The sequence below is a fragment of the Lentzea sp. NEAU-D7 genome (assembly GCF_026242055.1).
Classification (GTDB): domain Bacteria; phylum Actinomycetota; class Actinomycetes; order Mycobacteriales; family Pseudonocardiaceae; genus Lentzea.
This window is the reverse complement of the sequence record NZ_JAPJDL010000026.1, coordinates 17,972-43,048: the sequence shown is the minus strand read 5'-3', so window position 1 is coordinate 43,048 and position 25,077 is coordinate 17,972. Positions and strand designations below refer to the sequence as shown.

25 protein-coding genes are annotated in these 25,077 nt (G+C 69.3%); 15 read left to right on the top strand and 10 right to left on the bottom strand.

Annotation, left to right across the window (positions count from 1 at the left end; all coding sequences use genetic code 11):
* Positions 1-9: 9 nt before the first annotated feature.
* The 3 genes from ORI60_RS37460 to ORI60_RS37450 form a co-directional block, all read right to left on the bottom strand.
* Positions 10-675, bottom strand: coding sequence for an HAD family hydrolase (locus ORI60_RS37460; RefSeq protein ID WP_266042758.1), 666 nt, complete (start codon positions 673-675; stop codon positions 10-12).
* A 22-nt stretch (positions 676-697) separates the two neighbouring features.
* Positions 698-1,999, bottom strand: coding sequence for a wax ester/triacylglycerol synthase family O-acyltransferase (locus ORI60_RS37455; RefSeq protein ID WP_266042757.1), 1,302 nt, complete (start codon positions 1,997-1,999; stop codon positions 698-700).
* A gap of 61 nt (positions 2,000-2,060) precedes the next feature.
* A complete protein-coding gene (locus ORI60_RS37450) occupies positions 2,061-2,957 on the bottom strand; it encodes an anti-sigma factor RsbA family regulatory protein (RefSeq protein WP_266042756.1) in 897 nt (298 codons plus the stop codon).
* A 182-nt stretch (positions 2,958-3,139) separates the two neighbouring features.
* Between ORI60_RS37450 and ORI60_RS37445 the strand changes: the two genes are divergently transcribed.
* A complete protein-coding gene (locus ORI60_RS37445) occupies positions 3,140-3,874 on the top strand; it encodes an alpha/beta fold hydrolase (RefSeq protein WP_266042755.1) in 735 nt (244 codons plus the stop codon).
* A 95-nt stretch (positions 3,875-3,969) separates the two neighbouring features.
* On the opposite strand, the gene ORI60_RS37440 is transcribed toward ORI60_RS37445, so the two are convergent.
* Positions 3,970-4,509 carry an MOSC domain-containing protein gene (locus ORI60_RS37440; RefSeq protein WP_266042754.1) on the bottom strand — a complete coding sequence of 180 codons (540 nt, stop codon included), beginning with the start codon at positions 4,507-4,509 and terminating at the stop codon, positions 3,970-3,972.
* Between the two features lie 264 nt (positions 4,510-4,773).
* Here ORI60_RS37440 and ORI60_RS37435 point away from each other — a divergent pair, with 264 nt between their 5' ends.
* The 9 genes from ORI60_RS37435 to ORI60_RS37390 all read left to right on the top strand — a co-directional run bounded on the left by ORI60_RS37435 (position 4,774) and on the right by ORI60_RS37390 (position 14,254).
* Positions 4,774-5,769: a LacI family DNA-binding transcriptional regulator gene (locus tag ORI60_RS37435; RefSeq protein WP_090065120.1), complete on the top strand. Its 996-nt coding sequence runs from the start codon at positions 4,774-4,776 to the stop codon at positions 5,767-5,769.
* Between the two features lie 153 nt (positions 5,770-5,922).
* Positions 5,923-7,566 carry an ABC transporter substrate-binding protein gene (locus ORI60_RS37430; RefSeq protein WP_266042753.1) on the top strand — a complete coding sequence of 548 codons (1,644 nt, stop codon included), beginning with the start codon at positions 5,923-5,925 and terminating at the stop codon, positions 7,564-7,566.
* Entirely contained in the window at positions 7,567-8,472 is a 906-nt protein-coding gene (locus tag ORI60_RS44805) for an ABC transporter ATP-binding protein (protein ID WP_416234556.1), read from the top strand.
* On the top strand, positions 8,469-9,449 hold the full coding sequence (locus ORI60_RS37415; RefSeq protein ID WP_266042752.1) for an ABC transporter permease: 981 nt from the start codon (positions 8,469-8,471) through the stop codon (positions 9,447-9,449). Before ORI60_RS44805 ends, ORI60_RS37415 begins: the two co-directional genes overlap by 4 nt.
* Positions 9,450-9,456: 7 nt before the next feature.
* The gene (locus ORI60_RS37410) at positions 9,457-10,275 is read left to right on the top strand and encodes an ABC transporter permease (RefSeq protein ID WP_266042751.1); all 819 of its coding nucleotides are present in this window, start codon (positions 9,457-9,459) and stop codon (positions 10,273-10,275) included.
* Complete coding sequence (locus tag ORI60_RS37405; protein WP_266042750.1) at positions 10,272-11,228, top strand: ABC transporter ATP-binding protein; 957 nt, start codon at positions 10,272-10,274, stop codon at positions 11,226-11,228. The genes ORI60_RS37410 and ORI60_RS37405 overlap by 4 nt, the downstream gene beginning before the upstream one ends.
* Positions 11,221-12,558: a GH1 family beta-glucosidase gene (locus tag ORI60_RS37400; RefSeq protein WP_266042749.1), complete on the top strand. Its 1,338-nt coding sequence runs from the start codon at positions 11,221-11,223 to the stop codon at positions 12,556-12,558. The genes ORI60_RS37405 and ORI60_RS37400 overlap by 8 nt, the downstream gene beginning before the upstream one ends.
* 222 nt (positions 12,559-12,780) lie before the next feature.
* Positions 12,781-14,031, top strand: coding sequence for a lysine N(6)-hydroxylase/L-ornithine N(5)-oxygenase family protein (locus ORI60_RS37395; protein WP_266042748.1), 1,251 nt, complete (start codon positions 12,781-12,783; stop codon positions 14,029-14,031).
* A gap of 25 nt (positions 14,032-14,056) precedes the next feature.
* Positions 14,057-14,254: an MbtH family protein gene (locus ORI60_RS37390; protein ID WP_266042747.1), complete on the top strand. Its 198-nt coding sequence runs from the start codon at positions 14,057-14,059 to the stop codon at positions 14,252-14,254.
* A 123-nt stretch (positions 14,255-14,377) separates the two neighbouring features.
* Here the strand turns inward: ORI60_RS37390 and ORI60_RS37385 are convergent, their stop codons facing one another.
* Both ORI60_RS37385 and ORI60_RS37380 read right to left on the bottom strand, forming a co-directional pair.
* Positions 14,378-15,067, bottom strand: a complete 690-nt coding sequence (locus tag ORI60_RS37385; protein WP_266042746.1) for an SDR family oxidoreductase — start codon at positions 15,065-15,067, stop codon at positions 14,378-14,380.
* Positions 15,064-15,882 carry a hypothetical protein gene (locus tag ORI60_RS37380; RefSeq protein ID WP_266042745.1) on the bottom strand — a complete coding sequence of 273 codons (819 nt, stop codon included), beginning with the start codon at positions 15,880-15,882 and terminating at the stop codon, positions 15,064-15,066. Before ORI60_RS37380 ends, ORI60_RS37385 begins: the two co-directional genes overlap by 4 nt.
* Before the next feature lie 64 nt (positions 15,883-15,946).
* Here ORI60_RS37380 and ORI60_RS37375 point away from each other — a divergent pair, with 64 nt between their 5' ends.
* The 3 genes from ORI60_RS37375 to ORI60_RS37365 are packed head-to-tail and all read left to right on the top strand — an operon-like array spanning position 15,947 to position 17,846.
* Complete coding sequence (locus ORI60_RS37375; RefSeq protein ID WP_266042744.1) at positions 15,947-16,315, top strand: GntR family transcriptional regulator; 369 nt, start codon at positions 15,947-15,949, stop codon at positions 16,313-16,315.
* Positions 16,315-17,190 (top strand): ABC transporter ATP-binding protein, encoded by an 876-nt coding sequence (locus tag ORI60_RS37370; protein WP_266042743.1) that lies wholly within the window; start codon positions 16,315-16,317, stop codon positions 17,188-17,190. The genes ORI60_RS37375 and ORI60_RS37370 overlap by 1 nt, the downstream gene beginning before the upstream one ends.
* Complete coding sequence (locus ORI60_RS37365; RefSeq protein WP_266042742.1) at positions 17,187-17,846, top strand: hypothetical protein; 660 nt, start codon at positions 17,187-17,189, stop codon at positions 17,844-17,846. Before ORI60_RS37370 ends, ORI60_RS37365 begins: the two co-directional genes overlap by 4 nt.
* Here the strand turns inward: ORI60_RS37365 and ORI60_RS37360 are convergent, their stop codons facing one another.
* Genes ORI60_RS37360 through ORI60_RS37350 form a run of 3 tightly spaced genes read right to left on the bottom strand, consistent with a single transcriptional unit; the run spans position 17,847 to position 20,118 of the window.
* Positions 17,847-18,818 (bottom strand): LacI family DNA-binding transcriptional regulator, encoded by a 972-nt coding sequence (locus tag ORI60_RS37360; RefSeq protein ID WP_266042741.1) that lies wholly within the window; start codon positions 18,816-18,818, stop codon positions 17,847-17,849.
* Positions 18,819-18,823: 5 nt separating this feature from the next.
* Positions 18,824-19,285, bottom strand: coding sequence for a hypothetical protein (locus ORI60_RS37355; protein ID WP_266042740.1), 462 nt, complete (start codon positions 19,283-19,285; stop codon positions 18,824-18,826).
* Positions 19,282-20,118 carry a DUF1996 domain-containing protein gene (locus tag ORI60_RS37350; RefSeq protein WP_266042739.1) on the bottom strand — a complete coding sequence of 279 codons (837 nt, stop codon included), beginning with the start codon at positions 20,116-20,118 and terminating at the stop codon, positions 19,282-19,284. Before ORI60_RS37350 ends, ORI60_RS37355 begins: the two co-directional genes overlap by 4 nt.
* A gap of 214 nt (positions 20,119-20,332) precedes the next feature.
* Between ORI60_RS37350 and ORI60_RS37345 the strand changes: the two genes are divergently transcribed.
* Positions 20,333-22,042 carry a discoidin domain-containing protein gene (locus ORI60_RS37345; RefSeq protein WP_266042738.1) on the top strand — a complete coding sequence of 570 codons (1,710 nt, stop codon included), beginning with the start codon at positions 20,333-20,335 and terminating at the stop codon, positions 22,040-22,042.
* Here the strand turns inward: ORI60_RS37345 and ORI60_RS37340 are convergent.
* Positions 22,026-23,951 carry an endo-beta-N-acetylglucosaminidase gene (locus ORI60_RS37340; RefSeq protein WP_266042737.1) on the bottom strand — a complete coding sequence of 642 codons (1,926 nt, stop codon included), beginning with the start codon at positions 23,949-23,951 and terminating at the stop codon, positions 22,026-22,028. The two genes, ORI60_RS37345 and ORI60_RS37340, sit on opposite strands and share 17 nt — an antisense overlap.
* A 241-nt stretch (positions 23,952-24,192) precedes the next feature.
* On the opposite strand from ORI60_RS37340, the gene ORI60_RS37335 reads away from it, so the two are divergent.
* Entirely contained in the window at positions 24,193-25,032 is an 840-nt protein-coding gene (locus ORI60_RS37335; RefSeq protein ID WP_416234555.1) for a dienelactone hydrolase family protein, read from the top strand.
* The last annotated feature ends 45 nt before the right edge of the window (positions 25,033-25,077 follow it).

Here is a 25,077-nt window from a genome sequence, read left to right as displayed (position 1 = left end):
CCCGCGACGTCAGGCCTTGGGGTCCTCCACCACGGCGAACGGCAGGTCGGCCAGCTCCGCACGCAGCGTGTCCAGGTCCGGGTAGACCGCCGAGGCTCCGTTGTCGACCAGTTCGTCCTCGCCGAACCCGCCGGTCAGCAGCCCGATCGACGGCAGCCCGACCCGTGCGGCCGCCTCGCAGTCCCACACCGAGTCGCCCACCACGACCGCGCGCTCGCCCTCGACCTTGCGCAGGGCCACCTCGATGAGGTCCGGCGCCGGCTTGCTGTCGTCGACGTCGTCCGAGGTCGTCCAGGCGACGTCGCCGGGGTCGAGCAGCTTCAGGTAGTGCTCGACGTGCTTGCGCTTGCCCGAGCTCGCGAGCACGACCGCCAGTCCGAGGTCGGTCGCCGCGCGGACCAGGCGGTGTGCGCCCTCCAGCGGCTGGATCTCGTCCAGCATCTCGTCGAAGTACCGCTCCCAGGCCTGGCGCACCTTGTCGCCGTGGTCCTGTTCGACCTTGTCGCCCGCCACGGCGGCCACCAGCTTGTCGCCACCCATGCCGATCGCGCGGTGCACGCGCCATCCCGGCACGGTGACGTCGACGGTGCGGAAGGCGCGCAGCCACGCCACCGTGTGGTGGTAGTTGGTGTCGACCAGGGTTCCGTCCACGTCGAGGACCACGGTGTTGCTCATGAAACCAGGTTTGCCCGCGCTCCTACCTCGGCAAACCCACCAGCTCCCTGCTGCTCTCCTGCAACGAGGACAGCTCGCGGCGCAGCACGCCGTCGAGCCAGTGCGCGTCCGACATCCACGACTGGTTCGTGTTCAGGCAGACGTGGACCGACGACTTGTAGACCGACAGCGCGATGCCGACGGCGTGACCGGGTGCGACGGGTGCGACCGGGTACATCTCGCACAGCGCGGCACCGTCCAGCGCGAGGGGGACGGACGGCAGCGGCACCGACGTGACCAGCGTGTCGAACAACAGGGGAGCGCAGCGCCCCATGACCGGCGCGGCCAGGCGGTGCACCAGCGGCGGCACCTTGTCGGCGAGCAGCGGCAGCGCCCCGGCGCCCCGGTCCGGGCCCGCGGCCTTCGCGGACTCCATCTGCGCGCGGACGTTCCGCAGCCGCCGCACCGGGTCCGCCTCACCGACCGGCAGCGCGACCAGGAAACCGGAGATCTGGTTGCCCGAGGCGCCGTCTCCGGAGCGTGAGCGCTGGTTGACCGGGATCAGGGCGCGGACGACCGAGTCGGGACCGGCGCTGCCGTGGGCGGAAAGCCAGTGGCGCAACGCCCCTGTGACGAGGGCGAGCAACACGTCGTTCACCGTGCCGCCGTGTGCGCGGCGGATCCGGTGCACGTCCGCGAGGTCCAGGCGCGACATCACCACGCGGCGCGGCCGGGTGGACGCGGTGAGCACCGGCGAGTTCAGCGTCGGCGGGCGGGTGTTCATCAGCACGCTCGACGCGATGTCGATCGTGTCCTTGATCCCGCGCAGCGACGGCAGGGACGGGAGGATCGACTTGGCCGCCGGCTCCGCCGCGTCCGGAATGGACAGCCGTGACGGGTCGAAGAGCTGGATTCCCAGGCCGACGGCCTTCATGCCGTCGCACAGCGAGTGGTGCAGCTTCGCGACGACGGCGAACCGGCCGCCCGCGAGACCGGTGACGACGTGCAGCTCCCACGGCGGGCGCGCGAGGTCGAGCGGCTGCGCCATGAGGTGCGAGACCAGAGTGGCGAACCGCTCACGGCCGCGCGCGTGGTGCGTGAAGACGTGGTCCTCCGGCGCGAAACCGGGGTCCTCCACCCAGCGCGCGCCACCGAGCAACGAGGTGCGGGCGCGCTGGCGCAGGCGCGGAATCTCTTGCGCCCGTTCGCAGAGCACGGCGGCGATACGGGCCGGATGCACCGGAGTGGACGGTGCGAAGGTCGCGACCGCGCCGAGGTGCAGCGGATTGGTGTCGCCCTCCATCGCGAGGAAGGCGATGTCGAGGGGGGAGAGGTGGTCTGTCATATCTGAGCAAGGAAAACAGGTCATCGTGTCGTGCGCATTGCGATGAGATGGCGGTGACTCCCTACCGTCCCAAGTACACTCGAACGGTGGTACCGCTGTGACTCGTGTGGGTGCGAACCAGGTCACACAACAGGTTCACCATCACGATCCCGAAGCCGGACAGGCCGGTGAACGACGGCGGGAAGCCCGAGCCGGAGTCGCTCACCTCGCACACGACGGTGCCGTCCTCGCGCCACAGCCGCAGCACGCCACGGCCCGATGCGTGCAGGATGCTGTTCGTCGCCAGTTCGTTCACCGCCAGCACCAGGTCCTCGACCTGCTCGCGGCGCAGCCAGTGCGCGAACGCCGACACGATCTTGCGCATGTGCGCGAGCGTGCCGACGGAGAACGGGTGCTCCTCGGCGTCCGCGGGCGGCGGCGGTAACGGCACGTTGTAGACGTCGGCCAGCACGGAGGGATCCGTGTACCACTTGCTCGCCGTGCGCCGCCCGCCCTCGATCACCACGGGATGGGTGCGGCGCGCGTCCTCCAGCACGTGGGCGGGCAGCGCCGTCGCGTCGTACGGGCACAGGATGACGCCCGGCCGTCCCTCGAACGCCGTGTTGATCAACGCCTCGTGCTGCACGCACGCCGGGTACTCCAGTTCGGTGCGGCCGGGCCAGATCGGCTGCCCGACCACGCGGAACCGGCGTTGCGTGCTCGCGCTGAACGCCATCAGCACACCGGGGATGATCCGCCCGGGGTTGCGGCCGGCCTCCGTCATGTCGATGAAGTGGACCTGCTCCGCCACGCCGCCGAGCCGCTCGCGCAGCGGGCTGATGCTCACCTCGGGCACCGCCACCAGCACCGGCTCGCCTCTGTCGACACCTTCCGCCACGAATCTCGCCGTACCGGAGAGGAAGGTGTCCTCGTCCCGGTAGAACAGGGCTTCGTGCGCGAACGGGGCAACGGAGTTCATCGGCTTCCCGGTGAGGTCGGTGACGGCGGCAGTCCTCCATTCTGCTCCCCGTAACAGTGTTACGGCGGGGGCCAGGCCGGTGGTTGTCCACGAGCGGCGAACCGCAGGTTGGATTCGTCGTGCGAGTGGGGAACACCCCAGGCAGACTCCCGGTTGTCGGGGCACAGCGAGGAGGTGACGCCGTGCTGCACCACACGTTGACCGGCCCGCGAGACGCGCCGGTGCTGGTGCTCGGCAACGCGCTCGGCACGACGACCGAACTGTGGCGCGACTTCTCGCTGCCGTTCCGCCTGCTGCGCTTCGACCACCGCGGCCACGGCGGCAGCGCGCCCGTCGAGGGCCCCTGCGCGATCGAAGACCTGGCGCGCGACGTAGTGGAACTGCTGGACCACCTGGGACTGCGCCAGGTGTACTACTGCGGCGTGTCCCTCGGCGGCATGGTCGGCATGTGGCTGGCCGCGCACACCGACCGGATCTCGCGGCTGGCGCTCGTGTGCACCACCGCGTGGGTGCCGGACAAGGCCCGGCTGGACGAGCGGATCACGCTGGTGCGCTCACGGGGAATGGAGGCCGTCGCGGACTCGGTCGTCTCCCGGTGGTTCACGCCGACCTGCGCGCCGGCCGTCGTCGCGCACTTCCGCGCCGAACTGCTGAAGACCGACCTGCCGACGTACCTCGCCTGCGTCGAGGCCGTCCGGGTGATGGACCTGCGGCCGGACCTGGCGAAGATCGACGTGCCCACCGTGGTGATCGCGGCGGCGCAGGACCACGCGACGCCGACGGAGCTCGTCCGGCACATCGCGGACGACCTGCCGGACTCGGAGCTCTACGTCGTCGGAGACGCCGCGCACCTGGCGGTCGTCGAGGCGCCCAGGACGATCTCGGTGATCCTCGACGACCACTTCGGCAACGAGTAGCCGGGTCCGCGCACCCGGTCAGAGGTCGTGCCCGAGCCACCTGGCGCCCACGTCAGAGAGGTCCGCCGCTTCGGACAAGGCATCTGATCAGGCGCTCAGACCTTCTCCAGGGGCCGGTGCGGTTCCGCGGGCAGCTCCACGCGGATCTCGTCGCCGGGCCGGACCACGCCACCCGCCAGCACGACCGACATGATGCCCGCGCGCCGGACGAGCTCACCGTCCGGACCCTTGCCCACGACCTCCTTGAGCAGCCCCTTCGCGAAGGCGTCGATCTGCAGGCACGGGTTGCGCAGGCCGGTCACCTCGACCACGGCCTCCGGGCCGAGGCGGAGCAGCGTGCCGGTGGGCAGGCCGAGCAGGTCGATGCCGCGCGTCGTGACGTTCTCGCCGATCTCGCCGGGGGCCACGGAGAAGCCCTTGCCGCGCAGTTCGTCGAAGAGCTCGGAGTGGATCAGGTGCACCTGGCGCAGGTTCGGCTGGGTCGGGTCCTGTGCGACCCGTGACCGGTGCTTGACCGTGACGCCCTGGTGGACGTCACCCTCGACACCTAGGCCGGCGAGCAAAGTGATGCTCTCGCGCACGGGCTTGGTGAACGTGTACTCCTCGTTGCGGCTTACCGCCGTGACAACCCCCATGACCTCGATTGTGCACGATCAGTTGAGACGCTTCGCGTACCCCGTTCGGCGCAAGGGGCTCAGGTGGCGCGAATCGATCAAGGTCGTTCGAACCGGGTTGCTCGACAGTGCTCTACCTGCGTCGATGCACCGCGCTGTGGAAACGCTCTCACGAACTTCCGGCAAGGCTCTTGACTAATCCTCACGTCAGGCTGTTGACTCCGTCACACCTCGTCGGAACCGGTACCGAAACCGGTTCCAGGAGGCGGCGGAAGGAAGTTCGGCATGCGTGTCACGATCGCAGAGGTCGCCCAACGCGCCCAGGTGTCCAAAGCGACCGTGTCACGTGTGCTGAACGGCAAGCCGGACGTGGACGCCTCCACCGCGCAGCGCGTTCGCAAGGTCATCGACGAGATCGGGTACGTGCCCAGCGCCCGCGCCGTCGGCCTCGCGCGGGGTCGCACCCGCACCGTCGCGATGCTCGCGCCGTCGCTCACCTGGCCGTGGATGGGCGAGGTCCTGCAAGGCATCGTCGACACGCTCGAAGCCGACGGTTACGGCCTGCTGCTGTACACGCTGAACCGCGGGCCCGAGTCGCTCAACCAGTTCGCGAACCACGTGTCCGCCAACGCTTTCGACGGCCTGCTGGTCGTCGAGCCCCCGGACGCCCTGCACTACATCTCCACGCTCTACCGGGCGGGCCTGCCGGTCGTCATGATCGACGACCGCGGCTCGCACCCGGAGTTCCCTTCGGTGACGACGACGAACCGGCAGGGAGGCGCGGATGTCGCGAGGCATCTCGTCGCGGCGGGTCGCCGCAGGTTCGCCGTCGTCACCGGACCTCCGCACTTCGGGTGCACTCAGGCGAGGCTGGACGGGTTCCGGCTCGCTTTGGCGGAAGCGGGCCTGACGCTGCACCCGGACCTCGTCGTCGACGGCGACTTCACCACGGAAGGTGGTGAGGTCGCCGTGGACAAGCTCGTCGCGAGTGGAATCCCGTTCGACGCCGTGTTCGCGCAGAACGACCTCTCGGCGGTCGGAGTGCTGCGGGCGCTGCGGGAATCCGGCAGGACCGTCCCCGACGACGTGTCGGTGGTCGGCTTCGACGACGTCCCGGTCGCGGGACACACCGAACCTCGGCTGACGACGATCCGCCAGCCGGCACAGGAGATGGGTGCCGCCGCCGCGCGGATGCTGCTCTCCACGCTCGAGGGACAGCCGATGCCCGACCACCCGCTGGTGCTGCCGACCTCGTTGATCGTGCGCGAATCCGCGCCCTGACCCACCCCGCTCCACCACAACTGAAACGGACACGCCAGGCGACTGGGACCTGCTTCGCGAACACGACCCGTGAAGCGGACCTTTGCCGTCTGGCGAGTTCGCCGCACGTATGAGAGAGCGCTCTCATACACCGTCGTATCGGGAGATTCCCCCATGCGCAGAACAGTCATCGTCGCGTTGGCACTGGCGCTCGCGGCGACCGGTTGCTCCTCTGGTGGCGCCACCAAGGCCGCCGGAGTGCTGACCGTGGGCATGCCCAACGGGCCCCTGACCGAGAACCACAACCCGTTCCTGCCCACGTCCGCGGCGGGTTCGCTCGGCTACCGCTACCAGATCTACGAGCCGCTCGCGTTCGTGAACAACACGCGCCCGGCCCAGGAGCCGGTGCCGTGGCTCGCCACCAAGTGGGACTGGACGCCCGACTACAAGAAGGTCACCTTCACGATCCGGGAGAACGTGAAGTGGTCCGACGGCAAGCCGCTCACGGCCGCTGACGTCGCCTTCTCGTACGAGATCCTCAAGAAGTGGCCCGCGCTCAACAACCGCGACTCGCTCAAGGTCGAGACCGCCACGGCCACGCCGGACGGCAAGGTCGAGGTCTCCTTCCCGAGCCCGCAGTTCGTGAACCGCAACAAGGTCATCAGTGCGATGGTGATCCCCCAGCACATCTGGAGCACCGTCCCGGACCCGACGACCTACACGAACCCGAAGCCCGTCGGCACGGGTCCGTACGAGCTGAAGTCGTTCACCTCGCAGACCGTCACGATCGCGCGGCGCGCGGAGTACTGGCAGGAGCTCCCCAAGGTCCCGGAGATCCAGTACACCTCGTACAACGACAACACGGCGCAGACCACCGCGCTGGCGTCGGGTGCGAGCCAGTGGTCGTACGTCTTCATCCCGGACTACCAGAAGCTGTACGTGGACAAGGACCCGGCCAACCACAAGCTCTGGTTCCCGGCCGGTCTCGGCATCCACGGCCTGTGGCTGAACACGACGATCGCGCCGTTCGACAACGCCGCGCTGCGTTCGGCGATGAGCGACGTGATCGACCGCGAGGCGATCTTCGTCAAGGGTGAGGCCCGCCTGTTCCCGAAGCTCGAGTCGAAGACCGGCATGCCGTTGCCCGCCGGTGACTCGTTCCTCGCTCCGGAGTACAAGGACGCGAAGTTCAAGATCGACGTCGACGGTGCCAAGCAGAAGCTCACCGCCGCCGGCTTCAAGCTGGAAGGCGACGTGCTCAAGGCGCCCGACGGCAAGCCGGTCACCATCGAGCTCACCAACCCGTCCGGCTGGTCGGACTACCTGACGGTCCTCGACATCATCAAGGGCGACCTGAAGAAGATCGGCATCGAGGCGACCGTGCGCACGCAGACCGCGGACGCGTGGACGACCGACTTCGCGAACGGCGCGTTCCAGGGCTCGCTGCGCTGGACCAACACCGGCGCGACGCCGTACGAGATGTACCAGAACATCATGGACGGCGCGGAGATCAAGCCGATCGGGCAGACCGCCGCGGTGAACTTCGGCCGCTACAACAACCCCGAGGCGACCGCGGCGCTGGCCGAGTACGCGAACGCGGCGGACGACGCGGCGCGGGCCAAGGCCCTCGCGGTGCTGCAGAAGATCATGGTCGACCAGGTTCCCATGATCCCGACCTCCGCCGGCCCGATCGGTGCGGAGTACAGCACGAAGAACTGGGTCGGCTGGCCCTCCGAGGAGGACCCGTACGGTCCGCCGCAGGCCACCCTGCCGAACGCCCTGCAGATCGTCATGAAGCTGAAGCCCGCGGGGTCCTAGATGAACGAGGTCGCGCTTGAAGCGAAGGGTCTGGTCAAGACCTACAAGCGCGTGCGCGCGGTGCAGGACGTCTCCATCGTCCTGCGCCGTGGGCGCGTGACCGCCCTCGTCGGCGAATCCGGATCAGGCAAGTCGACGGTGGCGAAGCTGCTCGCGCGGCTCGCGGAACCCACCTCCGGCGAGATCCTGCTGGACGGCGAGAAGGTGCGCGGGGTCCGGAAGTACCGGCGCAAGGTCCAGATGGTGTTCCAGGACCCCTTCGCGTCCCTCAACCCCGTCCACACGATCCGCTACCACCTGACCCGGCCGCTGAAGATCCACAAGCGGCCGGAGACGGTGGAGGAGCTGCTGCAGCGGGTGAACCTCCCGGCGGACTTCGCCTCGCGGTACCCGCACGAGCTGTCGGGCGGTCAGCGGCAGCGCGTCGCGATCGCACGCGCGCTCGCCGCGGACCCCGAGGTGCTGCTCGCCGACGAGCCGGTGTCCATGCTGGACGTCTCCATCCGGCTCGGCGTGCTGAACCTGTTGCTGGACCTGAAGGAACGGCTCAAGCTTGCGGTCCTCTACATCACCCACGACATCGCGTCGGCGCGCTACTTCGCGGACGAGACGTTCGTGATGTACGGCGGGCAGATCGTCGAGGGCGGCGACAGCGAGTCCGTGACGCAGCGGCCGGCCCACCCGTATACGCAGCTGCTGATCGAGTCCGCGCCCGACCCGGAACGCTCGGTGATCGCCTTGGACGCGCCGCTGGAGGAGACCGCCGAGGTCTCGACCGGCTGCCAGTTCGCGCCGCGCTGCCCGAAGGTGCAGTCCCGCTGCTGGACCGAGGCGCCACCGCGCACCGAGGTCGACTCCTACGGGCACTGGGCGGCCTGCTGGTTGTACGTGGAGGCGGCGGCATGACGTTCCTGCTCCGCCGTGCCGCCTTCTACCTCGTCACGCTCTGGGCGGCGATCACGGCGAACTTCCTGCTGCCGCGCCTGCTCCCGGGCGACCCGGTGCAGGCGATGATCACCAAGCTCGGTGGCCGGCTGAACAGCGACGCGATGGCGTCGCTGTACGTCCTCTTCGGGCTCGACAAGAACAAGTCGATCTGGGAGCAGTACGTCGACTACTGGGCCGCCCTCGTGCAGGGCGACCTCGGGCTGTCGTTCACGTTCTTCCCGACGCCCGTCGCCGACGTGCTGTCCCAGTCGATGCCGTGGACGCTCGGGCTGGTCGGCGTCACCACGGTCATCGCGTTCCTGCTCGGCACCCTGCTGGGCGTCTACGCGGGGTGGAAGCGCGGGTCGTGGATGGACAACCTCATCCCGATCACGACGTTCCTGTCGTCCATCCCGTACTTCTGGCTCGGCCTGATCGCGATCTCGGTGTTCTCCGTGACCTGGCCGCTGTTCCCGGCGTCCGGCGGCTACGCGCCGGGCCTCGTGCCGGAGTTCTCCGGCGAGTTCATCGGCAGCGTCCTGGAGCACGCCGTGCTGCCCGGCGTCACGATCGTCGTGAGCTCGGTGGCCGGCTGGATCCTCGGCATGCGCAACATGATGGTCACCGTGACGGCGGAGGACTACGTGCTCGTCGCGCGGGCCAAGGGCCTCACGCAGAAGCGGATCATGTTCGCCTACGCCGCGCGCAACGCCGTGCTGCCGTCGATCTCCGGTTTCGCGCTGTCGCTGGGTTTCATCGTCGGCGGCGCCCTGCTGGTCGAGATGGTGTTCTCCTACCCGGGCCTCGGCTACGTGCTGTTCCAGGGCATCGGCGCGAAGGACTACCCGTTGATGCAGGGAGTGTTCCTGGTGATCACACTGGCGGTGCTGGTGGCGAACCTGCTCGCGGACATCGGCTACCTGCTGCTGGACCCGCGCACCCGGCGGGAGGGCTGATTCCCCGATGAACTTCAAGACGAAACTGGGCCTGGGCATCCTGGCGTTCTTCGCGCTGATCGCGGTGGTCGGCGAGTGGATCGCGCCGTACGACCCGTCCGCGATGAGCGACGACGCGCTGTCGCCGCCCTCGGGTGCGCACTGGTTCGGCACGACCATGACCGGGCAGGACATCTTCTCCCAGGTGCTCGTGGGCACCAGGGGAGTGATGGTCGTCGGGCTGGTGTGCGGTGTGCTCGCGACCATCCTGTCGATCCTGGTCGGGGTGACCGCCGGGTTCCTCGGCGGCGCGGCCGACGAGGCGTTGTCCATGCTGTCCAACATCTTCCTGGTGATCCCGGCGCTGCCGCTGATCATCATCGTCGCCTCGATGCTGCCGTCCGCGGACACGGTCCTGATCGCCGCGGTGATCAGCCTGACCGCCTGGGCGTGGGGTGCGCGGATCCTGCGTGCGCAGACTATGTCGTTGCGGCGCAGGGACTTCGTGGAGGCCGCACGGGCCTCCGGGGAGCGGACCTGGCGCATCATCGTGTTCGAGGTGCTGCCGAACCTGCTGGCGGTGATCGGATCCGGCTTCGTCGGCACGGTGATCTTCGCGGTCATGCTGCAGATCACCCTGTCGTTCGTCGGCGTGATCTCGCTGTCGACCTGGAACTGGGGCACGATCCTGTTCTGGGCGCAGAGCAACCAGGCGCTCGGCCTGGGCGCGTGGTGGTGGTTCGTCCCCGCCGGCCTGTGCATCGCCCTGCTCGGCACGGCCCTGGCTCTGATCAACTTCGGGATCGACGAGTACGCGAATCCCCGCCTGCGGAAGGTGCGCGCATGAGCCCGGTGCTGGAGATCCGCGATCTCTCGGTCGACTACGGCAACCTGAGGGCCGTGCACAACGTCTCGCTGACGTTGAACGCGGGCGAGGTGCTCGGCCTGGCGGGGGAGAGCGGCAGCGGCAAGTCCACCCTGGCCTACGCCGCGACCCGGCTGCTGCAGGCGCCGGGCAGGGTGCCGTCCGGCGAGGTCCTGTTCAAGGGCCAGGACCTGCTGTCGCTGACCGACAAGCAGCTGCAGGTGCTGCGGTGGAACGAGATCGCGATCGTGTTCCAGGGCGCGATGAACGCCCTGAACCCGGTGATCTCGGTCGGCACGCAGATCGACGACGTGCTGCGCACGCACCGGCCGCAGATGAAGCGCCCGCAGCGGACCGCGCGCGGCCGTGAGCTGCTGTCGCTGGTGGGCATCCCGACCGACCGGCTGTCGTCGTACCCGCACCAGCTCTCCGGCGGGATGCGGCAGCGGGTGATGATCGCGATGGCGCTCGCGCTGGAACCCGAGATCGTCATCATGGACGAGCCGACCACCGCGCTGGACGTGGTGGTGCAGCGGCAGATCCTCGGCCAGATGATGCGGCTGCGCGAGACGCTCGGCTTCTCGGTCGTCTTCATCACCCACGACATCTCGCTGCTGGTGGAGTTCTCCGACCGCATCGCGATCATGTACGGCGGGCGCGTGGTCGAGGAGGCGCCGGCGAGCGAGATCTACCGCGCCGCCAAGCACCCGTACAGCCAAGGGCTGCTGGGCTCGTTCCCGGCGTTGCGCGGGCCGCGCCGTGAGCTGAAGGGCATTCCGGGGTCACCGCCGGACCTGCGCTCGATGCCGTCCGGCTGCCCGTTCCACCCGCGGTGCCCGTCCGCGATGGACGTGTGCGGCGAGCGGATGCCGTCGCTGGAGTCCGTCGAGGAGAGCCGCCGCGTGGCGTGCTGGCTGGAGGACGTGCGTGTCTGACGTGACCGCGGGATTGCCGGCGGACTTCTTCTGGGGCGTAGCGACTTCCGCGTACCAGATCGAGGGCGCGCACGACGAGGACGGCAGAACACCGTCCATCTGGGACACGTTCTCCCGCCGTCCCGGCGCCGTCGAGAACGGTGAGACCGGCGACGTGGCCTGCGACCACTACCACCGCATGCCGTCCGACGTGGCGATGATCGCGGGCCTCGGCGTCGACAAGTACCGCTTCTCCGTGTCGTGGCCGCGCATCCAGCCCGGCGGCCGCGGCCCGGTGAACCCCCGGGGCGTCGACTTCTACTCGCGGCTCGTCGACGAGCTGCTGGACAAGGGCGTCGACCCGTGGCTCACGCTCTACCACTGGGACCTGCCGCAGGAACTGGAGGACGCGGGCGGCTGGCCGCACCGCGACACCGCCTACCGGTTCGCCGAGTTCGCGGGCCTGGTGCACGACGCGCTGGGCGACCGCGTGCCGACGTGGACGACGCTGAACGAGCCCTGGTGCTCCGCGATGCTCGGCTACGGCGTCGGCCGGCACGCGCCGGGCCGCACGGACTTCGCCGAGGCCGTGCGCGCCACCCACCACCTGCTGCTGGCGCACGGCCTGGCCGCGCGGGAACTCCGGGCGCGCGGCGTGGCGTCCCTGGGCATCACGCTGAACATGGGCACCCACAGCCCGGCGTCCGACGACCCGCGCGACGTGGACGCAGCCCGTCGCGCCGACGGCCTGGGCACCCGGATCTACCTGGATCCGCTGGTGCACGGGCGTTATCCGGAGGACGTGCTGGCCGACATCGCCGCGCGCGGTGCCGCGATCCCGGTCCAGCCCGGCGACCTGGAGATCATCTCGACGCCGCTGGACGTCTTCGGCGTCAACTACTACACCTCGCACGTCCACCGGGCGACCGGCGACCCGGCCGTGTCCGAGGTCGTGCCGCAGGGCCGTCCGGTCACGGCGATGGGCTGGGAGATCGTGCCGGAGGGCTTCACCTCGCTGCTGGTGCGGCTGCACCGGGACTACGGCGTACCGATGGTGATCACCGAGAACGGCGCGGCCTTCGACGACCTCGACGTCGTGGACGGCCACGTCGCCGACGCCGACCGGGTCGAGTACCTGCGGTCGCACATCGAGGCCGTGGCCGCCGCCGTGCGGGCCGGCGCGGACGTGCGCGGCTACCTGGCGTGGTCGCTCATGGACAACTTCGAGTGGGGCTACGGCTACGGCAAGCGCTTCGGCATCGTCCGCGTCGACTACGAGACCCAGGAGCGGACCCTGAAGCAGAGCGCGCGGTGGTTCCGCGACCTGATCACGCGATCTCGCGCGAAGTAGCTGGTCCGGCCCAGTCTCCGGCCCGGTCGTCGTGGAATCTGTGCGCCCCCACGGCGACCGGGCCGGTTCCACGTCCGCGGCCCGATCCCCGGTGGAGCCGCACTCGCGTACGACCGTTCTCCCGGTCCAGCGGCGTAGATCACGCCCGAATGCACTAGCTAAGGCATACCTTAGTTAAGTTAGGGTTACTTTACGCCCTGTGAGTGCCAGGAGAGGATCGCGATGGAACCGGTGTTAGACCTGGCCGGAATAGGCTTCGGGCCGTCCAACCTCGCTCTCGCGATCGCCGTCGAGGAGCACGAGCTGCCCGTCAGAGCTCGTTTCTTCGAGAGGCAGCCCCGCTTCGGCTGGCACCGGGGGATGTTGCTGGAGGACGCCACCATGCAGGTGTCGTTCCTCAAGGATCTTGTCACGTTGCGCAACCCCACCAGCAGTTTCAGCTTCCTGTGCTACCTGCGCGACCGCGGGCGGTTGATCGACTTCGTCAACCACAAGAACCTCTTCCCGTTGCGCAAGGAGTTCCACGACTACTTCGAGTGGGCCGCGGAACGGGTTGGGCACCACGTGTCGTACGGCGCGGAGGTCTCCGGAGTCCGGGCGGTCGACGACGGCTTCGAGTTCACCGTCGGCGGGCAGCAGGTCAGGACGCGCAACCTGGTGCTCGCGACCGGCCTCGAGGCGAACCTGCCGGACGGCATCGAGACGAGCGACCGCATCTGGCACAACAAGGACCTGCTGACGCGCGTCGACACCCTCGACGATCCGCGCCAGGTCGTCGTGGTCGGCGCCGGGCAGAGCGCCGCCGAGGCCGTGGCCTTCTTCCACGACCGGTTCCCGCAGGCCGAGGTGCACGGCGTCTTCGCGCGCTACGGCTACAGCCCCGCCGACGACAGCTCGTTCGCGAACCGGATCTTCGACCCCGCCGCCGTGGACGACTTCTACGCCGCGCCGGAGGAGGTCAAGCGCAGGCTCATGGGCTACCACGCCAACACGAACTACGGCGTGGTCGACGGCGACCTGATCGAGGAGCTCTACCGGCGGGTGTACCGCGAGAAGGTCGTCGGCAGGCAGAGGTTGTTGCTGCACAACACCTCCAAGCTCACCGACGTCACGGCCGACGGCAAGTGCGCCGTCGAGTCGCTCGCCGACGGCAGCCGGCTGCCGATCGACGCCGACGTGATCGTCTACGCCACCGGCTACCGGCCCGCGAACCCGGTCAGGCTGCTCGGCGACCTCGCCGGCCACTGCGAATGCGACGAGCGCGGCCGGCTGAAGGTGACCCGCGACTACCGCGTCGTCACCGACGACGGCCTGCGTGGCGGCATCTACCTGCAGGGCGGCACCGAACACACGCACGGCATCACGTCGTCGCTGCTGTCGAACACGGCCGTGCGCGTCGGCGAGATCCTCGACTCGGTGCTGCGCCGCGTGCAGCAGCACCACACCGAACCGAAGCTCCAGGCAGTCAAGTGAGCAGCTCCACCAGGAAGGACCCGTCATGACCAACCCGTTCGAGGACCCGCAGGGCCGTTTCTTCGTGCTGGTCAACGAAGAGCAGCAGCACTCGCTGTGGCCGACCTTCGCGGACGTGCCCGCCGGGTGGACCAAGGTCTACGGCGAGGAGAGCCGCGAGGCCTGCCTGGCCTACGTCGAGGAGAACTGGACGGACCTCCGCCCTCTTTCTATCCGTGTTTGATTGCCGCTGCTCCGCAGACGGCGGTGAGTTCGCCGGGAAGTCGGTCGGCCGGCCGACGCGCTCCTGCCCAAATGGGCTTCGCCGCTTTCGGCATGAGCGGGTGACCGGACGACCGACGCGAACTCACGAGAGCTGGTCGCTCAGGTAGTCCTCGAACGTGCGCACGCCCACCGCGCGGCCGGGAGTCAGGTTCCCGCCCGCGCGGTAGGCGCGGTAGGTCGCCCCCGGCACCTTCACCGGGACGAGCCTGCGCTTCTTCCCCGTCGCGGCCAGGTACGTCCGGGCGAAGTCGGCGGCCTCGCGGATCTCCGGCCCGCCCATCTCGGGTGCCTTGCCCGCGGGCGGCGCCTGCGCCAGCGACGCCAGCTCCAGGCCCACCTCGGCCTCGTCGACCGGCTGGAACCGGAACCCCGGCACGGGCATCAGCGGCAGCTTCGACGCGCTGTCGAACATCCCGCGCAGCAACGAGTGGAACTGCGTGGCTCGCAGGATCGTGTGCGGCACACCGGAATCGATGATCAGCCGCTCGGCCGCGAGCTTCTGCCGGTAGTAGGGGAGCGGCACCTCGTGGCAGCCGACGATCGAGATGTACACCAGGTGCGAGGGCTTCGACGCCAGCACGGCCCGGACCATCCGCGTCTCGTGCCGGAACGACGTCGCGCAGTGCACGACCACGTCCGCCCGGAGAGCGCCCAAGCCGGTGCCGCGCAACAGATCCGTGCCGGTCGAACGCGAGACCGGCCGCGCGCCCGGCAGCGCGGCGACGACGTGCCTGCCCAGCGAGCCGCTGCCACCCGTGACGACGAAACTCATGCCGTCACTCTGACACGGTGGTAGTAGGCCAGCACGACGGTGCCCGACACCGCGGCTACCGCGCTGATCACGAGACCCGCCTGCGACAGCCCGCTCATGCCGGTGCCCTCGCCGAGCAGCTTGATGCCTATCCACGCCGCGACGATCGGGTTCACGACTGTCTGCCCGGCCACGACCAGATCCGGTGGTCCGGCGGCGTACCCGAGCTGGATGAACCACGCCCCGGTCAGGAAGGCGACGACCAGACCGCCGAGTGAGATCCACTCGATCACGGGAAGCCCGGTCGTGACGTCCCTGACCAGCACGGCGACCAGCCCGTAGGCGATCCCGGCGCCCACGGAGAGCGCCAGTGCCCGCACGGCGCCCAGCGTGAAGGTGGCGGCCACGACGCACACCAGCACGCCGGCGACGACGAGTTGCCCGGCCTGGAGCGCGACCTTCGGCGACACCTGGGTCGGCACCGCCTCGCCCGCGGTGATGGACACGAACACGACGATGCCCGCCGTCGCGACGAGCACGGCGACGGCGAGCAGGCCGGACAACCGTCGCGCGCGGCACACCGCGATGATCGGGATGGCCAGCGCGTTCAACGGCGCGACCACCGAGACCGGGGCCAGCGACAGCGCCACGACCTGCAGAACCGCGCACGCGAACAGCACCAGGAATCCGTGGACCCAGCGGCGGGAACGCACGAGCTGGAGCGCGGAGGTCAGCTTCAGCTCGCCCGTCTCGCGGACACCGGCGTGCTGCCACATCGCGCCGAGTGCGCTGCACCCGGCCGCGAGCACCGCGCACAGAATCGCGACCCCGACCACCTGGCCCATGCTACGCCGCCACTGCTATGGTTCATTACATGAGTAACGAACCAAGGAACTAGCGATGTTCGACGACCGGAGCCCGATCTACCGGCAGATCGCCGACCGGATCAAGGCGGACGTGCTCAGCGGGGCGTTGAAGGCGGACGAGCAGGTCATGTCGACCAACCAGTACGCCTCGTACTACCGGATCAACCCGGCCACGGCGGCGAAGGCCTTTCAGCAGCTCGTGGAAGAACAGGTGCTCTACAAGAAGAGGGGGATCGGGATGTTCGTGAGCGCTCAGGCTCGCGACATGCTGCGGGCACAGGGACGGGAGACCTTCTTCGGCGAGGTCGTGGACCCGATGGTGGCGGAGGCGCTGGCCATCGGCATTCCGCTCGCCGACGTCATCCGCCGGATCGAGCAGCACGAGAACAACGGGGGCGTGTGATGCGGATCGACGTGCAGGGCTTAACGGTGCGCTACGGCGACGTGACGGCCATCGACGACATGAGCTTCTCCTTGTCCGGCAACAAGATCTACGGACTGCTCGGCCGCAACGGCTCCGGCAAGACCAGTCTGATGTCGGCGCTGGCGGGTTACCGCAAGCCTTCAGGGTCCGTTCAGCTCGACGGCCTTCCCGTCTTCGAGAACGCGGCCGCGATGCGCCAGGTGTGCCTGGTGCGCCACACCGCGGATGCCGCGGACAAGGGCGACAAGGTCTCGCACGTGCTGGAGTACGGCGCAGCGTGGCGCGACACCTGGGACAACGACTACGCGCTGGAGCTCATCGACCTGTTCGGGATCGGGATGGGGACCAAGGCCGGCGAACTGTCGCTGGGACAGCGCTCGGCGCTCGGTGTCGTGATCGGGCTCGCCAGCCGGTCGCCGCTGACGATGCTCGACGAGGCGCACCTCGGCATGGACACGCCGACCCGGTACGCGTTCTACGACGCGCTGCTCCACGACTTCATGGAGCACCCGCGCACGATCATCATCTCCACGCACCTGATCGAGGAGCTGGCCTCGCTGCTGGAGGAGGTGCTGATCATCGACAGCGGCCGGCTGGTGCTCCAGGAGGAGGCCGACGTGCTGCGCTCACGCGGCACCGAGGTCACCGGCAACGCCGCCGACGTCGACGAGTTCACCGCCGGGCTGACCGTCCTGGGTGAGAAGTCGCTGGGCCGCACCAAGGCCGCCATGGTCTACGGCGCGCTCGACGACGAGCAGCTGGTGCGGGCCCGTCAGCTGGGGCTGGAGCTCGGCCCGACCGCGTTGCAGGACCTGTTCGTCCACCTCACCGACCCGGTCGGGGGGAAGCGGTGAAGATCTTCCGCCACCTGACCACCTCGCTGCTCCTCTTCTGCGCGATGGTCGCCGCGGGCGCCTTCGCGTTCGCCCTCGTGGTCACCTTCGTGGTCTCGGCCTTCCGCAGCGTCGAGATCAGCGCGTGGAACGTCGTGACGTCGCAGATCGCGCGCTGGTTCCTGTTCGCGATCGGTGTCTACGTGATCCACAACCTGCTGCCGATCGCCGTCGCGCACGGCCGCACCCGTCGCGAGTTCCTCTTGGCGGCGTCCGGGTTCACCGTGGTGCTCGCGCTCGGGATGGCGCTGCTCGGCTGGCTCGGGTTCCTGGTGGAAGGCGGGATCTACTCGCTGATGGACTGGAACGTCGATGCGCACGGCTCGCCGGTCGCGTACTTCCTGATGTTCCTGGCGTGGTGCGCGGTCGGCATGTTCTGCGCGGCGGCGTTCGACAGGTTCGGCGCGGTTGGCGTCTTCTCGGTGCCGATCGGCCTGGTGCTGGTGGTCACGACGACCGTGGCGATCCCCGGATCGGGCACCCTGCCCTTCATCCGCGACATCCCGGCGCTGTTCGGTTCGAGCTGGCACCTGGTGTCGGTGGTGGCGTTCGTGGCCGCGCTGGCCGGCACGTGGGCGATCGCCCGGGACATGCCGGTGCGGCTGCGCACCATGTGATCAACCGCTGTCACGCACCACGAGTGAGGGTTCGAAGATCACCGACATGGTGGGGGAACGCGGTTCGGTGATCTGGCGCAGCAGCTGCCGCGCCATCTCCGCGGCCATGTCGGTGATCGGCTGGCGGACGGTCGTGAGCTCGGGTTCGGACGTCAGCGCGGCACTGCTGTCGTCGAACCCGACCACCGCCACGTCATCGGGAACCTTGCGACCGCTGCGGTGCAGCACGGGGATCGCGCCGTTCGCCATCAGGTCCGAGGCGATGAAGACGCCGTCGACGTCCGGGCAGCAGCGCAGCAGCTCCTCCATCGCGGCCACGCCGGACTGCCGGGTGAAGTCCCCGTGCACCACCACGGCGTCGGGCACCTCGGCGAGGAACCCGGCGAGCCGGTCCTGGCCCGCCGGGGTGTCCTGCGGGCCGGTGATCGTCGCGATCCTGGTGCACCGCGACGACTTCAGGCGGCGTGCGGCCAGGGCGGCACCGGCCGTCTGGTCCACGTCCACGTAGGTGATCGGCATCGGTTCGAGCGGCCGGCCGGCGAGCACGACGGGGAGCCCGGCCGCGATCAGCTGACCCGGCACCGGATCCGCCGGGTCGGTGTGCACGAGGATCACGCCGTCGAGCCGGCCGCACCGCAGGTCGCTCAACGCACGCTCGCGCGTGCCTGGCCCGGTCATCATCAGCACCAGGTGGACGCCCAGTGGCCGGACGACGCGGGTCACGCCGCTGACGACGCTCGCGAGGTGCGGGTCGCCGTCCATGCGGCGTTCGTCGGGCAGCAGCAACCCGATCGCGTCGGCCCGGCGCGTGACGAGCGAACGCGCGGCGATGTTCGGCAGGTAGCCGGTGCTGGAGATGGCCCTCTGGACCGCGTGCCGGAGCGACTCGTCGACGCTGGACGCGCCGTTCACCACTCTCGACGCGGTCGCGCGCGAGACTCCGGCCACGCGAGCCACCTCCTCCAGGGTCACGCGCTTCACCCGGCCGCCAGTTCCGCCGTGCGGTGACGTTCCATCAGCCTGACCACCTCGGCGGTCGGCGGGTGGGTGATGGCCGGGCCCGCCGACTTCAGCACCTCCAGCGACTCGGTGAGGTGCGCGCGCACGAACTGCTTCAGCGCCTCCGGGTCCGTGGACGCGAGCTGGATCTCGGCGTCCGTCGGCATGCCCGGCATGTCGTGCCCGGCGTGGTGGTTCACGTACGGGGCGTCGAGCAGCTTCCGCAGTTCGGCGAGCTCGATGTTCCGGTTCCCCCTGAGCTGGGCGGAGTCCGTGAGCTCGAGCAGCTTGAGCGCCTGCTCGTCGGTCGCGATGGCGAGCTCGACGAACGCCCGTTCCGTTGCGCCGTAACCGTTCTGCGGAGCCGGTGGGGGAGAGGAGGGCGGGGGTGGAGCCTGCTGGCAGGCCGCGAGAAGGCCTGCCAGCAGGAGCGTTGTCATCCGTGGTTGCCGTTGTGGTCGCACTTGATCACCACGTTGAGGCAGTTGCGGACGCGGCGCTCCATTTCAGCGCGCGGCCACACGTTGAAGAAGTCGCCGTGCATCGTCTGCCCGGTGCCGGAGGCGAGACGCAGCCCGGCCGTGCTGCCGTTGACCGGATACCGCAGCACCATGCGCAGCTTCGGCACCGAGACGGGGTGGCTCGACGGGCAGCCGCCGGCGACCGGGTACGACATGTGGGACTTGTGGTCGGCCGAGTCGAGGTTGCGGCCGTCCCAGCACTGCGGGAAGTCCAGGTAGGTCTCGAGCATCGTGCCCGCCGGGCAGGTCACGAAGTTCTTGGACGGGTTGACGTGCCCGGCGTGCAGGCAGGACCAGCGCGCGATGCTGTCGGCATCACCGGTGGCCTTCGCGTTGCCCGCCACGATCTTCAGCCCGTACGGCGTGGGCTGGATCGCCGCCGGGTTGTTCACGCCCTCACCGAGGTAGTAGAAGGTGACGCCGGTGGGGGCGATCGCGGTGTTGTTCCGGTACAGCGTCGGCACCCAGTACGACGAGATGTCCGAGGCCGGGTTGCAGTTGCCCGTCTGGCCCTCCATCGACTGCAGGGTGGAACGGGCGTTCGTCGAGTGGTTGCCGAAGAAGTCGTGGAAGTGCGAGGCACCGGCCAGGTTCGGCAGGACGATCGGGTCGTCCGCCAGCCGGTGGCTGATCGGGCACTCCGCGAGGAACTCGGCGACGCGGACTGGTTCTCCTTGTGCCGCAACGGGAATGCTGAGTGCGGTGGCTATCAGCCCGATGACGGCGGCGATGTGGAACAAGGGCTTCCTCATTGAAGCTTTCCTCTCCGCAGCAGGATTGGGAGAGCGCTCTCACGCTCTTCGAGCATGGCGCAGCCCGTAATCGGCCGTCAATCCGCAAGAAACGTTCAGAAGTCCCGGTTTTCTTGACAGGCCGTGCCCGGTGCCCTGACTCTCGGCTCTGAACTCCTGTCGCAGAGAGCGCTCTCTCGCCGTCCTCGCCCGTTCTCCGGCCTCAGGAGCACCCATGTCAGGAAGGCTTCAACGCGGAAGACTCCCCCTGTTCGCCGCGGCCGTGGTCGCGGCCGCTCTGATCGTTCCGGTGCAGGCGTCCGCCGCCGGTCCGCTGATCTCGCAGAACCGCCCGGTCACCGCCTCCAGCAGCGAGAACGCCGCGTTCGGCGCCGCCGCGGCGGTGGACGGCGACCTCGGCACGCGCTGGTCCAGCTCGTTCGGCGACCCGCAGTGGATCCAGATCGACCTCGGCTCGTCCGCGCGGGTCGACCAGGTGGTGCTGGCCTGGGAGACCGCGAGCGCGCGGGCCTACACGCTCAGCATCTCCGCCGACGGCACCACCTGGCAGGAACTTCGTCGAACGACGACGGGACCCGGTGGCACCGAGACGCTTCCCGTCACCGGCACCGGCAGGTACGTGCGTCTCGACCTCACCCAGCGGGCCACCCAGTGGGGCTACTCGCTCTGGGAGTTCCAGGTGTTCGGCACGCCGGGCACCGGGACCGCGGAAACCCTGCTCTCGTACGGCAGGACCGGTGCCGCGTCGACGTTCCAGGACGACGCGAACTGCGGCCAGTGCACCCCGGCCAAGGCGTTCGACCGCGACCCGGCCACCCGGTGGGCGACCAGCGCGACGAACGGCTGGGTCGACCCCGGCTGGATCTCCGTCGACCTCGGCGCCACCGCCACGATCTCGAAGGTCGTGCTGCAGTGGGATCCCGCGTTCGCCACGGCGTACCGGATCGAGGTCTCCGACAACAACTCCAACTGGCGCGAGATCTACTCGACCACGACCGGCCGCGGGTTCAAGGAGACGCTGACGGTCAGCGGCACCGGCCGTTACGTGCGCATGTACGGCACGGCCAGGTCGAACGGCTACGGCTACTCGCTGTGGGAGTTCCAGGTGTACGGCACGGGCGGCGCTCCCATCACGCCGCCGCCACTGCCACCGAACCCGTCGTTCCCCGGCCGGCTGGTGTGGGGTGACGAGTTCAACGCGCCCGCGGGCACCGGGCCGGACGCCTCGAAGTGGCAGCCGGAGATCGGTCCCGGCGTGAACAACGAGCTGCAGTACTACACGAACAACAACAACGCCCGGCACGACGGCAACGGCAACCTGGTGCTGCAGGCCCGGCGTGAGGTCACGCCCGGCAGCGCGTGCCCGGTGGACCCGGTCAGCGGCAGCACGACCTGCCAGTACACGTCGGCGCGGCTCAACACGTACGGCAAGTTCACCTTCACCTACGGCCGCGTCGAGGCGCGCATCAAGGTGTCGTCGACTCAGGGGTTGTGGCCCGCGTTCTGGATGCTGGGCGCGGACTTCTTCGACCAGCGCAGGCCGTGGCCCGCGTGCGGCGAGATCGACATCATGGAGCACGTCGGCAAGGAACCGAACCGGGTGTACTCGACGCTGCACGCGCCCCAGTACTTCGGCGCGGGCGGGTTCGGCTCACCGCTCGACCTCGGCCAGCCCGCGTCCAGCGCGTTCCGGACGTTCGCGGTCGAGTGGGACTCCAGCCACATGACGTTCAGCGTGGACGGCACCAGGTTCTTCACCGTCGACCGGGAACAGCTGGAGACCACCCGCGGGCCGTGGGTCTACGACCACCCGTTCTTCCTGATCATCAACAACGCCGTCGGCGGCGACTGGCCCGGCCCGCCGGGGGCCGGGACGCAGCTGCCGCAGGACATGGTGCTCGACTACGTCAGGGTGTACCAGTGATGGAGATCTTCGCGGGCGGCGAGACGTCGAACGCCTCGCTGACCGCCTCGACCTCGATCTGCGCGGTCTCGCCGTTGTTCAGCGGGATCGCCGGCACGAAGTACGCGTCGTTCGCCGTGCCGCCGAGGAAGATCCGCTCGGAACCGGTCTGCTTGTAGACCCGGTACTGCCGGATCGTGCCGGGTGAGCGCGTCCAGGTGAGCCGTGCCGACGCCGTGGTGGCGCCGGTGCGGCTCACCTGCTCGACCCGGACGCCGGACGGCGCCGCCGGGGGAGTCATGACCGGGTTCGTGACGCCGATCCGGCCGATCAGAGCGGTGATCGCGGCTCCCGGCAGGACCCGCAGGGAGATCTCCGTGAGCGTCGCGCCAGCGTGCTCTCCCAGCGGGAACACGCTGCGCCGCCACGCCCCGCTGACGCCGCCGAGGTCCAGGACGCGTTCTGTCGTGCCGAACCGCAGGACCGCCTGCAGGCGCGACGGGCCGGTGCCGGTGCGGTGCACGATCTCGAACTGGCTGGCGCCGGTCAGCTTCAGCGACGTCGCGAACAGCCGGACGTCGTTGGCGGACTGCGGTGTGCCGGTGATCTTCAGCGCGGTGCCGCCGTCGTACGGGTCGTCCCAGTCGAGCGACGGGGTGACCTTCGCACCGGTGCCCGTGACACTCCACCGCCAGGTCGGCAGGACGTCCTGCAGCGACAGGTTGTTCCAGGCCTGGGTCGACCGGACGGTGCCGTCGACGGCGAACTTCCTGCCGTGACCGGTGTTGAAGTTCGTGACGAACGGGAGCGTCGTGATCGGGGTCAGCTCGGTGACGTAGTGGGCGACGCCCTTCCAGCTCGCCGTCGTCGTGGTGTTCGACGGGTCACCGTTCGGGCCGACCCAGAACCTGTTGTCCCGGGCGTAGAAGTCGGCGGGACCCGTGGCCGACTTGAACGTCCACTCCGGACGGTAGAAGCCGAGTGACGTCACGTGCGGCTTGCCCTCGGGGAAGACGGAGGCCCAGCCGACGCCGGTGTTGTAGCCACTGGCCTCGACGTCCACGCCGGCCGCCAGGTCGTACGGGCTGCGGCCCATCTGCCGGGCGAGCGCGGCGGAGCTCGCGAGTCCCTGCGCGCTCCACCAGAAGTTCATGAACATCTCGTCGGACTGCTCGAAGAACACCCGGTTGCGCGCGGTCAGGGCGTTCTGCCAGCTGACGCTGCCGCTGTCGGTCATCGCGTCGTACCAGATGACCCGCAGCCCGGACCTCTTCATGTAGACGATGAAGTCGCGCATGTCGTTCGCGAGCTGGGTGTTGCCGCCGGCGGTCTCCTGGTTGAGGAACCAGCCGTCGAAGCCGTGATGGCGTGCGACCTGGACCATCTTGTCCGCCACGGGGAACCTGTCGCCCTCGCGCCGGACGAAGTCGCGGACCCACTGGATCTGGCCGCCGTACGCCGTCGGCGGGAGGAACACGTTGCCGATCACGCGCACGCCGTTGCGGTGCGCGGCGTCGGTGACGGTCGGGTTCGGCGCGAGGATCAGGCCCTCGGACGCCGAACCGCCCCAGAACACCAGTTCGTCGATGTACTGCCAGTAGTTCGTGGCGTAGTAGTTCATGTCGAGCGAGCCCTGCGCCGGGTTGCCGCTCGTCGGCGCGTAGGCCACCAGCGCCTGCACGCGGGCCTCGTTCGGGCGGGCGTGCGCGTTGGCCGGTCCGGCCGGCACGACCCGTCTCGCGAGCGGCACCGTGCTGCGGTTGTACTTCGCGTCCCGGTCGGTCGACGGATCCCAGTCGAGGATCGTCGCCGGGTGCCAGTAGGACGCGTACGGCTGCGCGGTGTCGGCAGCGGACGCGGGAGTCTCGGACAGCAGACCGGTGAGTGCTGCTGTGGAGCTCAGAACGAGGAACTGTCTCCGGGTGGGCACGAGATCACCTTCGTGGGCCGTCCGAATCGCCGCATACCGCCGCTGCGGTGACCGGACAGGACGACAACGTCCCGGTCCGCTGCGGTGGGTGACGAGCCGACGCTGGGAAACATTCTGTCGAACAGCGTCGAAACGTCCCCGTAACCATCCATGTGGCCGAATCCCAGCGAGGCTACTGGGCGGTAGCGTGTGGCTCGCCGTCGTTTTTGGTTCCCCTGCAACCATTCGAGGTGTCTTCGTCGTGCGCATCAAAACCATGCTTGCGGCGCTGGTCCTGGCGCTCATCCCAGCCACCGCCCCCGCCGTCGCCACCGCGGCGGCCAACCCCTACGAACGCGGCCCCGCACCCACGGCCGCATCGGTCGAGGCCTCCCGGGGCACGTTCGCCGTGACGTCCGCGGCCGTCGCCCGCCAGTCGAACTTCGGCGGCGGCACCGTCTACACACCGACCAGCGATCTCACGTTCGGCGCGGTCGCCGTCTCACCCGGCTTCACCGCCACCCAGTCCTCGGTCGCGCACTTCGGGCCGCGACTGGCGTCCTACGGGTTCGTGGTGATCACCATCAACACCCTGTCCGGCTTCGACGACCCGGACAGCCGCGGCCGTCAGCTGCTCGCGGCGCTCGACTACGTGGTCCGCACCAACCCCCGCGTCGACGCCTCGCGCCTCGCCGTGATGGGCCACTCCATGGGCGGCGGGGGAGCGCTGCGCGCCTCCGCGACCCGTCCCGCCCTGCAGGCCTCGATCCCGATGGCCGGCTGGCACACCACCAAGAGCTGGTCGACGGTCCAGGTGCCGACGCTGGTGCTCGGCGGCCAGAACGACCCCACCGCGCCCAACTCGCAGCACTCCACGCCGTTCTACAACTCGATCACGGCCGCGCCGGACAAAGCGTTCCTCGAACTGCGCGGCGGCGACCACTCGGCACCGCGCAGCGACAACGTGACGGTGCGCAAGTACACGCTGTCGTGGCTCAAGCGCTTCGTGGACGACGACGTGCGCTACGACCAGTTCCTGTGCCCGCCCCCGGCGCCGAACACGCTCATCAGCGCCTACCGGGACACCTGCCCGCACGCGTGAAAGAAGGGTGCTGTGCCAGAAGCGCGACGGCCTGGCACAGCACCC

Bases quoted from the DNA above. Each gene is read 5' to 3' on its own strand.
- ORI60_RS37350 (WP_266042739.1), bottom strand. From the start codon at position 20,118: ATGAGGAAGCCCTTGTTCCACATCGCCGCCGTCATCGGGCTGATAGCC.
- ORI60_RS37450 (WP_266042756.1), bottom strand. From the start codon at position 2,957: ATGAACTCCGTTGCCCCGTTCGCGCACGAAGCCCTGTTCTACCGGGAC.
- ORI60_RS44805 (WP_416234556.1), top strand. From the start codon at position 7,567: ATGAACGAGGTCGCGCTTGAAGCGAAGGGTCTGGTCAAGACCTACAAG.
- ORI60_RS37410 (WP_266042751.1), top strand. From the start codon at position 9,457: ATGAACTTCAAGACGAAACTGGGCCTGGGCATCCTGGCGTTCTTCGCG.
- ORI60_RS37455 (WP_266042757.1), bottom strand. From the start codon at position 1,999: ATGACAGACCACCTCTCCCCCCTCGACATCGCCTTCCTCGCGATGGAG.
- ORI60_RS37415 (WP_266042752.1), top strand. From the start codon at position 8,469: ATGACGTTCCTGCTCCGCCGTGCCGCCTTCTACCTCGTCACGCTCTGG.
- ORI60_RS37395 (WP_266042748.1), top strand. From the start codon at position 12,781: ATGGAACCGGTGTTAGACCTGGCCGGAATAGGCTTCGGGCCGTCCAAC.
- ORI60_RS37390 (WP_266042747.1), top strand. From the start codon at position 14,057: ATGACCAACCCGTTCGAGGACCCGCAGGGCCGTTTCTTCGTGCTGGTC.
- ORI60_RS37440 (WP_266042754.1), bottom strand. From the start codon at position 4,509: ATGGGGGTTGTCACGGCGGTAAGCCGCAACGAGGAGTACACGTTCACC.
- ORI60_RS37355 (WP_266042740.1), bottom strand. From the start codon at position 19,285: ATGACAACGCTCCTGCTGGCAGGCCTTCTCGCGGCCTGCCAGCAGGCT.
- ORI60_RS37430 (WP_266042753.1), top strand. From the start codon at position 5,923: ATGCGCAGAACAGTCATCGTCGCGTTGGCACTGGCGCTCGCGGCGACC.
- ORI60_RS37405 (WP_266042750.1), top strand. From the start codon at position 10,272: ATGAGCCCGGTGCTGGAGATCCGCGATCTCTCGGTCGACTACGGCAAC.
- ORI60_RS37345 (WP_266042738.1), top strand. From the start codon at position 20,333: ATGTCAGGAAGGCTTCAACGCGGAAGACTCCCCCTGTTCGCCGCGGCC.
- ORI60_RS37375 (WP_266042744.1), top strand. From the start codon at position 15,947: ATGTTCGACGACCGGAGCCCGATCTACCGGCAGATCGCCGACCGGATC.
- ORI60_RS37370 (WP_266042743.1), top strand. From the start codon at position 16,315: ATGCGGATCGACGTGCAGGGCTTAACGGTGCGCTACGGCGACGTGACG.
- ORI60_RS37435 (WP_090065120.1), top strand. From the start codon at position 4,774: ATGCGTGTCACGATCGCAGAGGTCGCCCAACGCGCCCAGGTGTCCAAA.
- ORI60_RS37460 (WP_266042758.1), bottom strand. From the start codon at position 675: ATGAGCAACACCGTGGTCCTCGACGTGGACGGAACCCTGGTCGACACC.
- ORI60_RS37385 (WP_266042746.1), bottom strand. From the start codon at position 15,067: ATGAGTTTCGTCGTCACGGGTGGCAGCGGCTCGCTGGGCAGGCACGTC.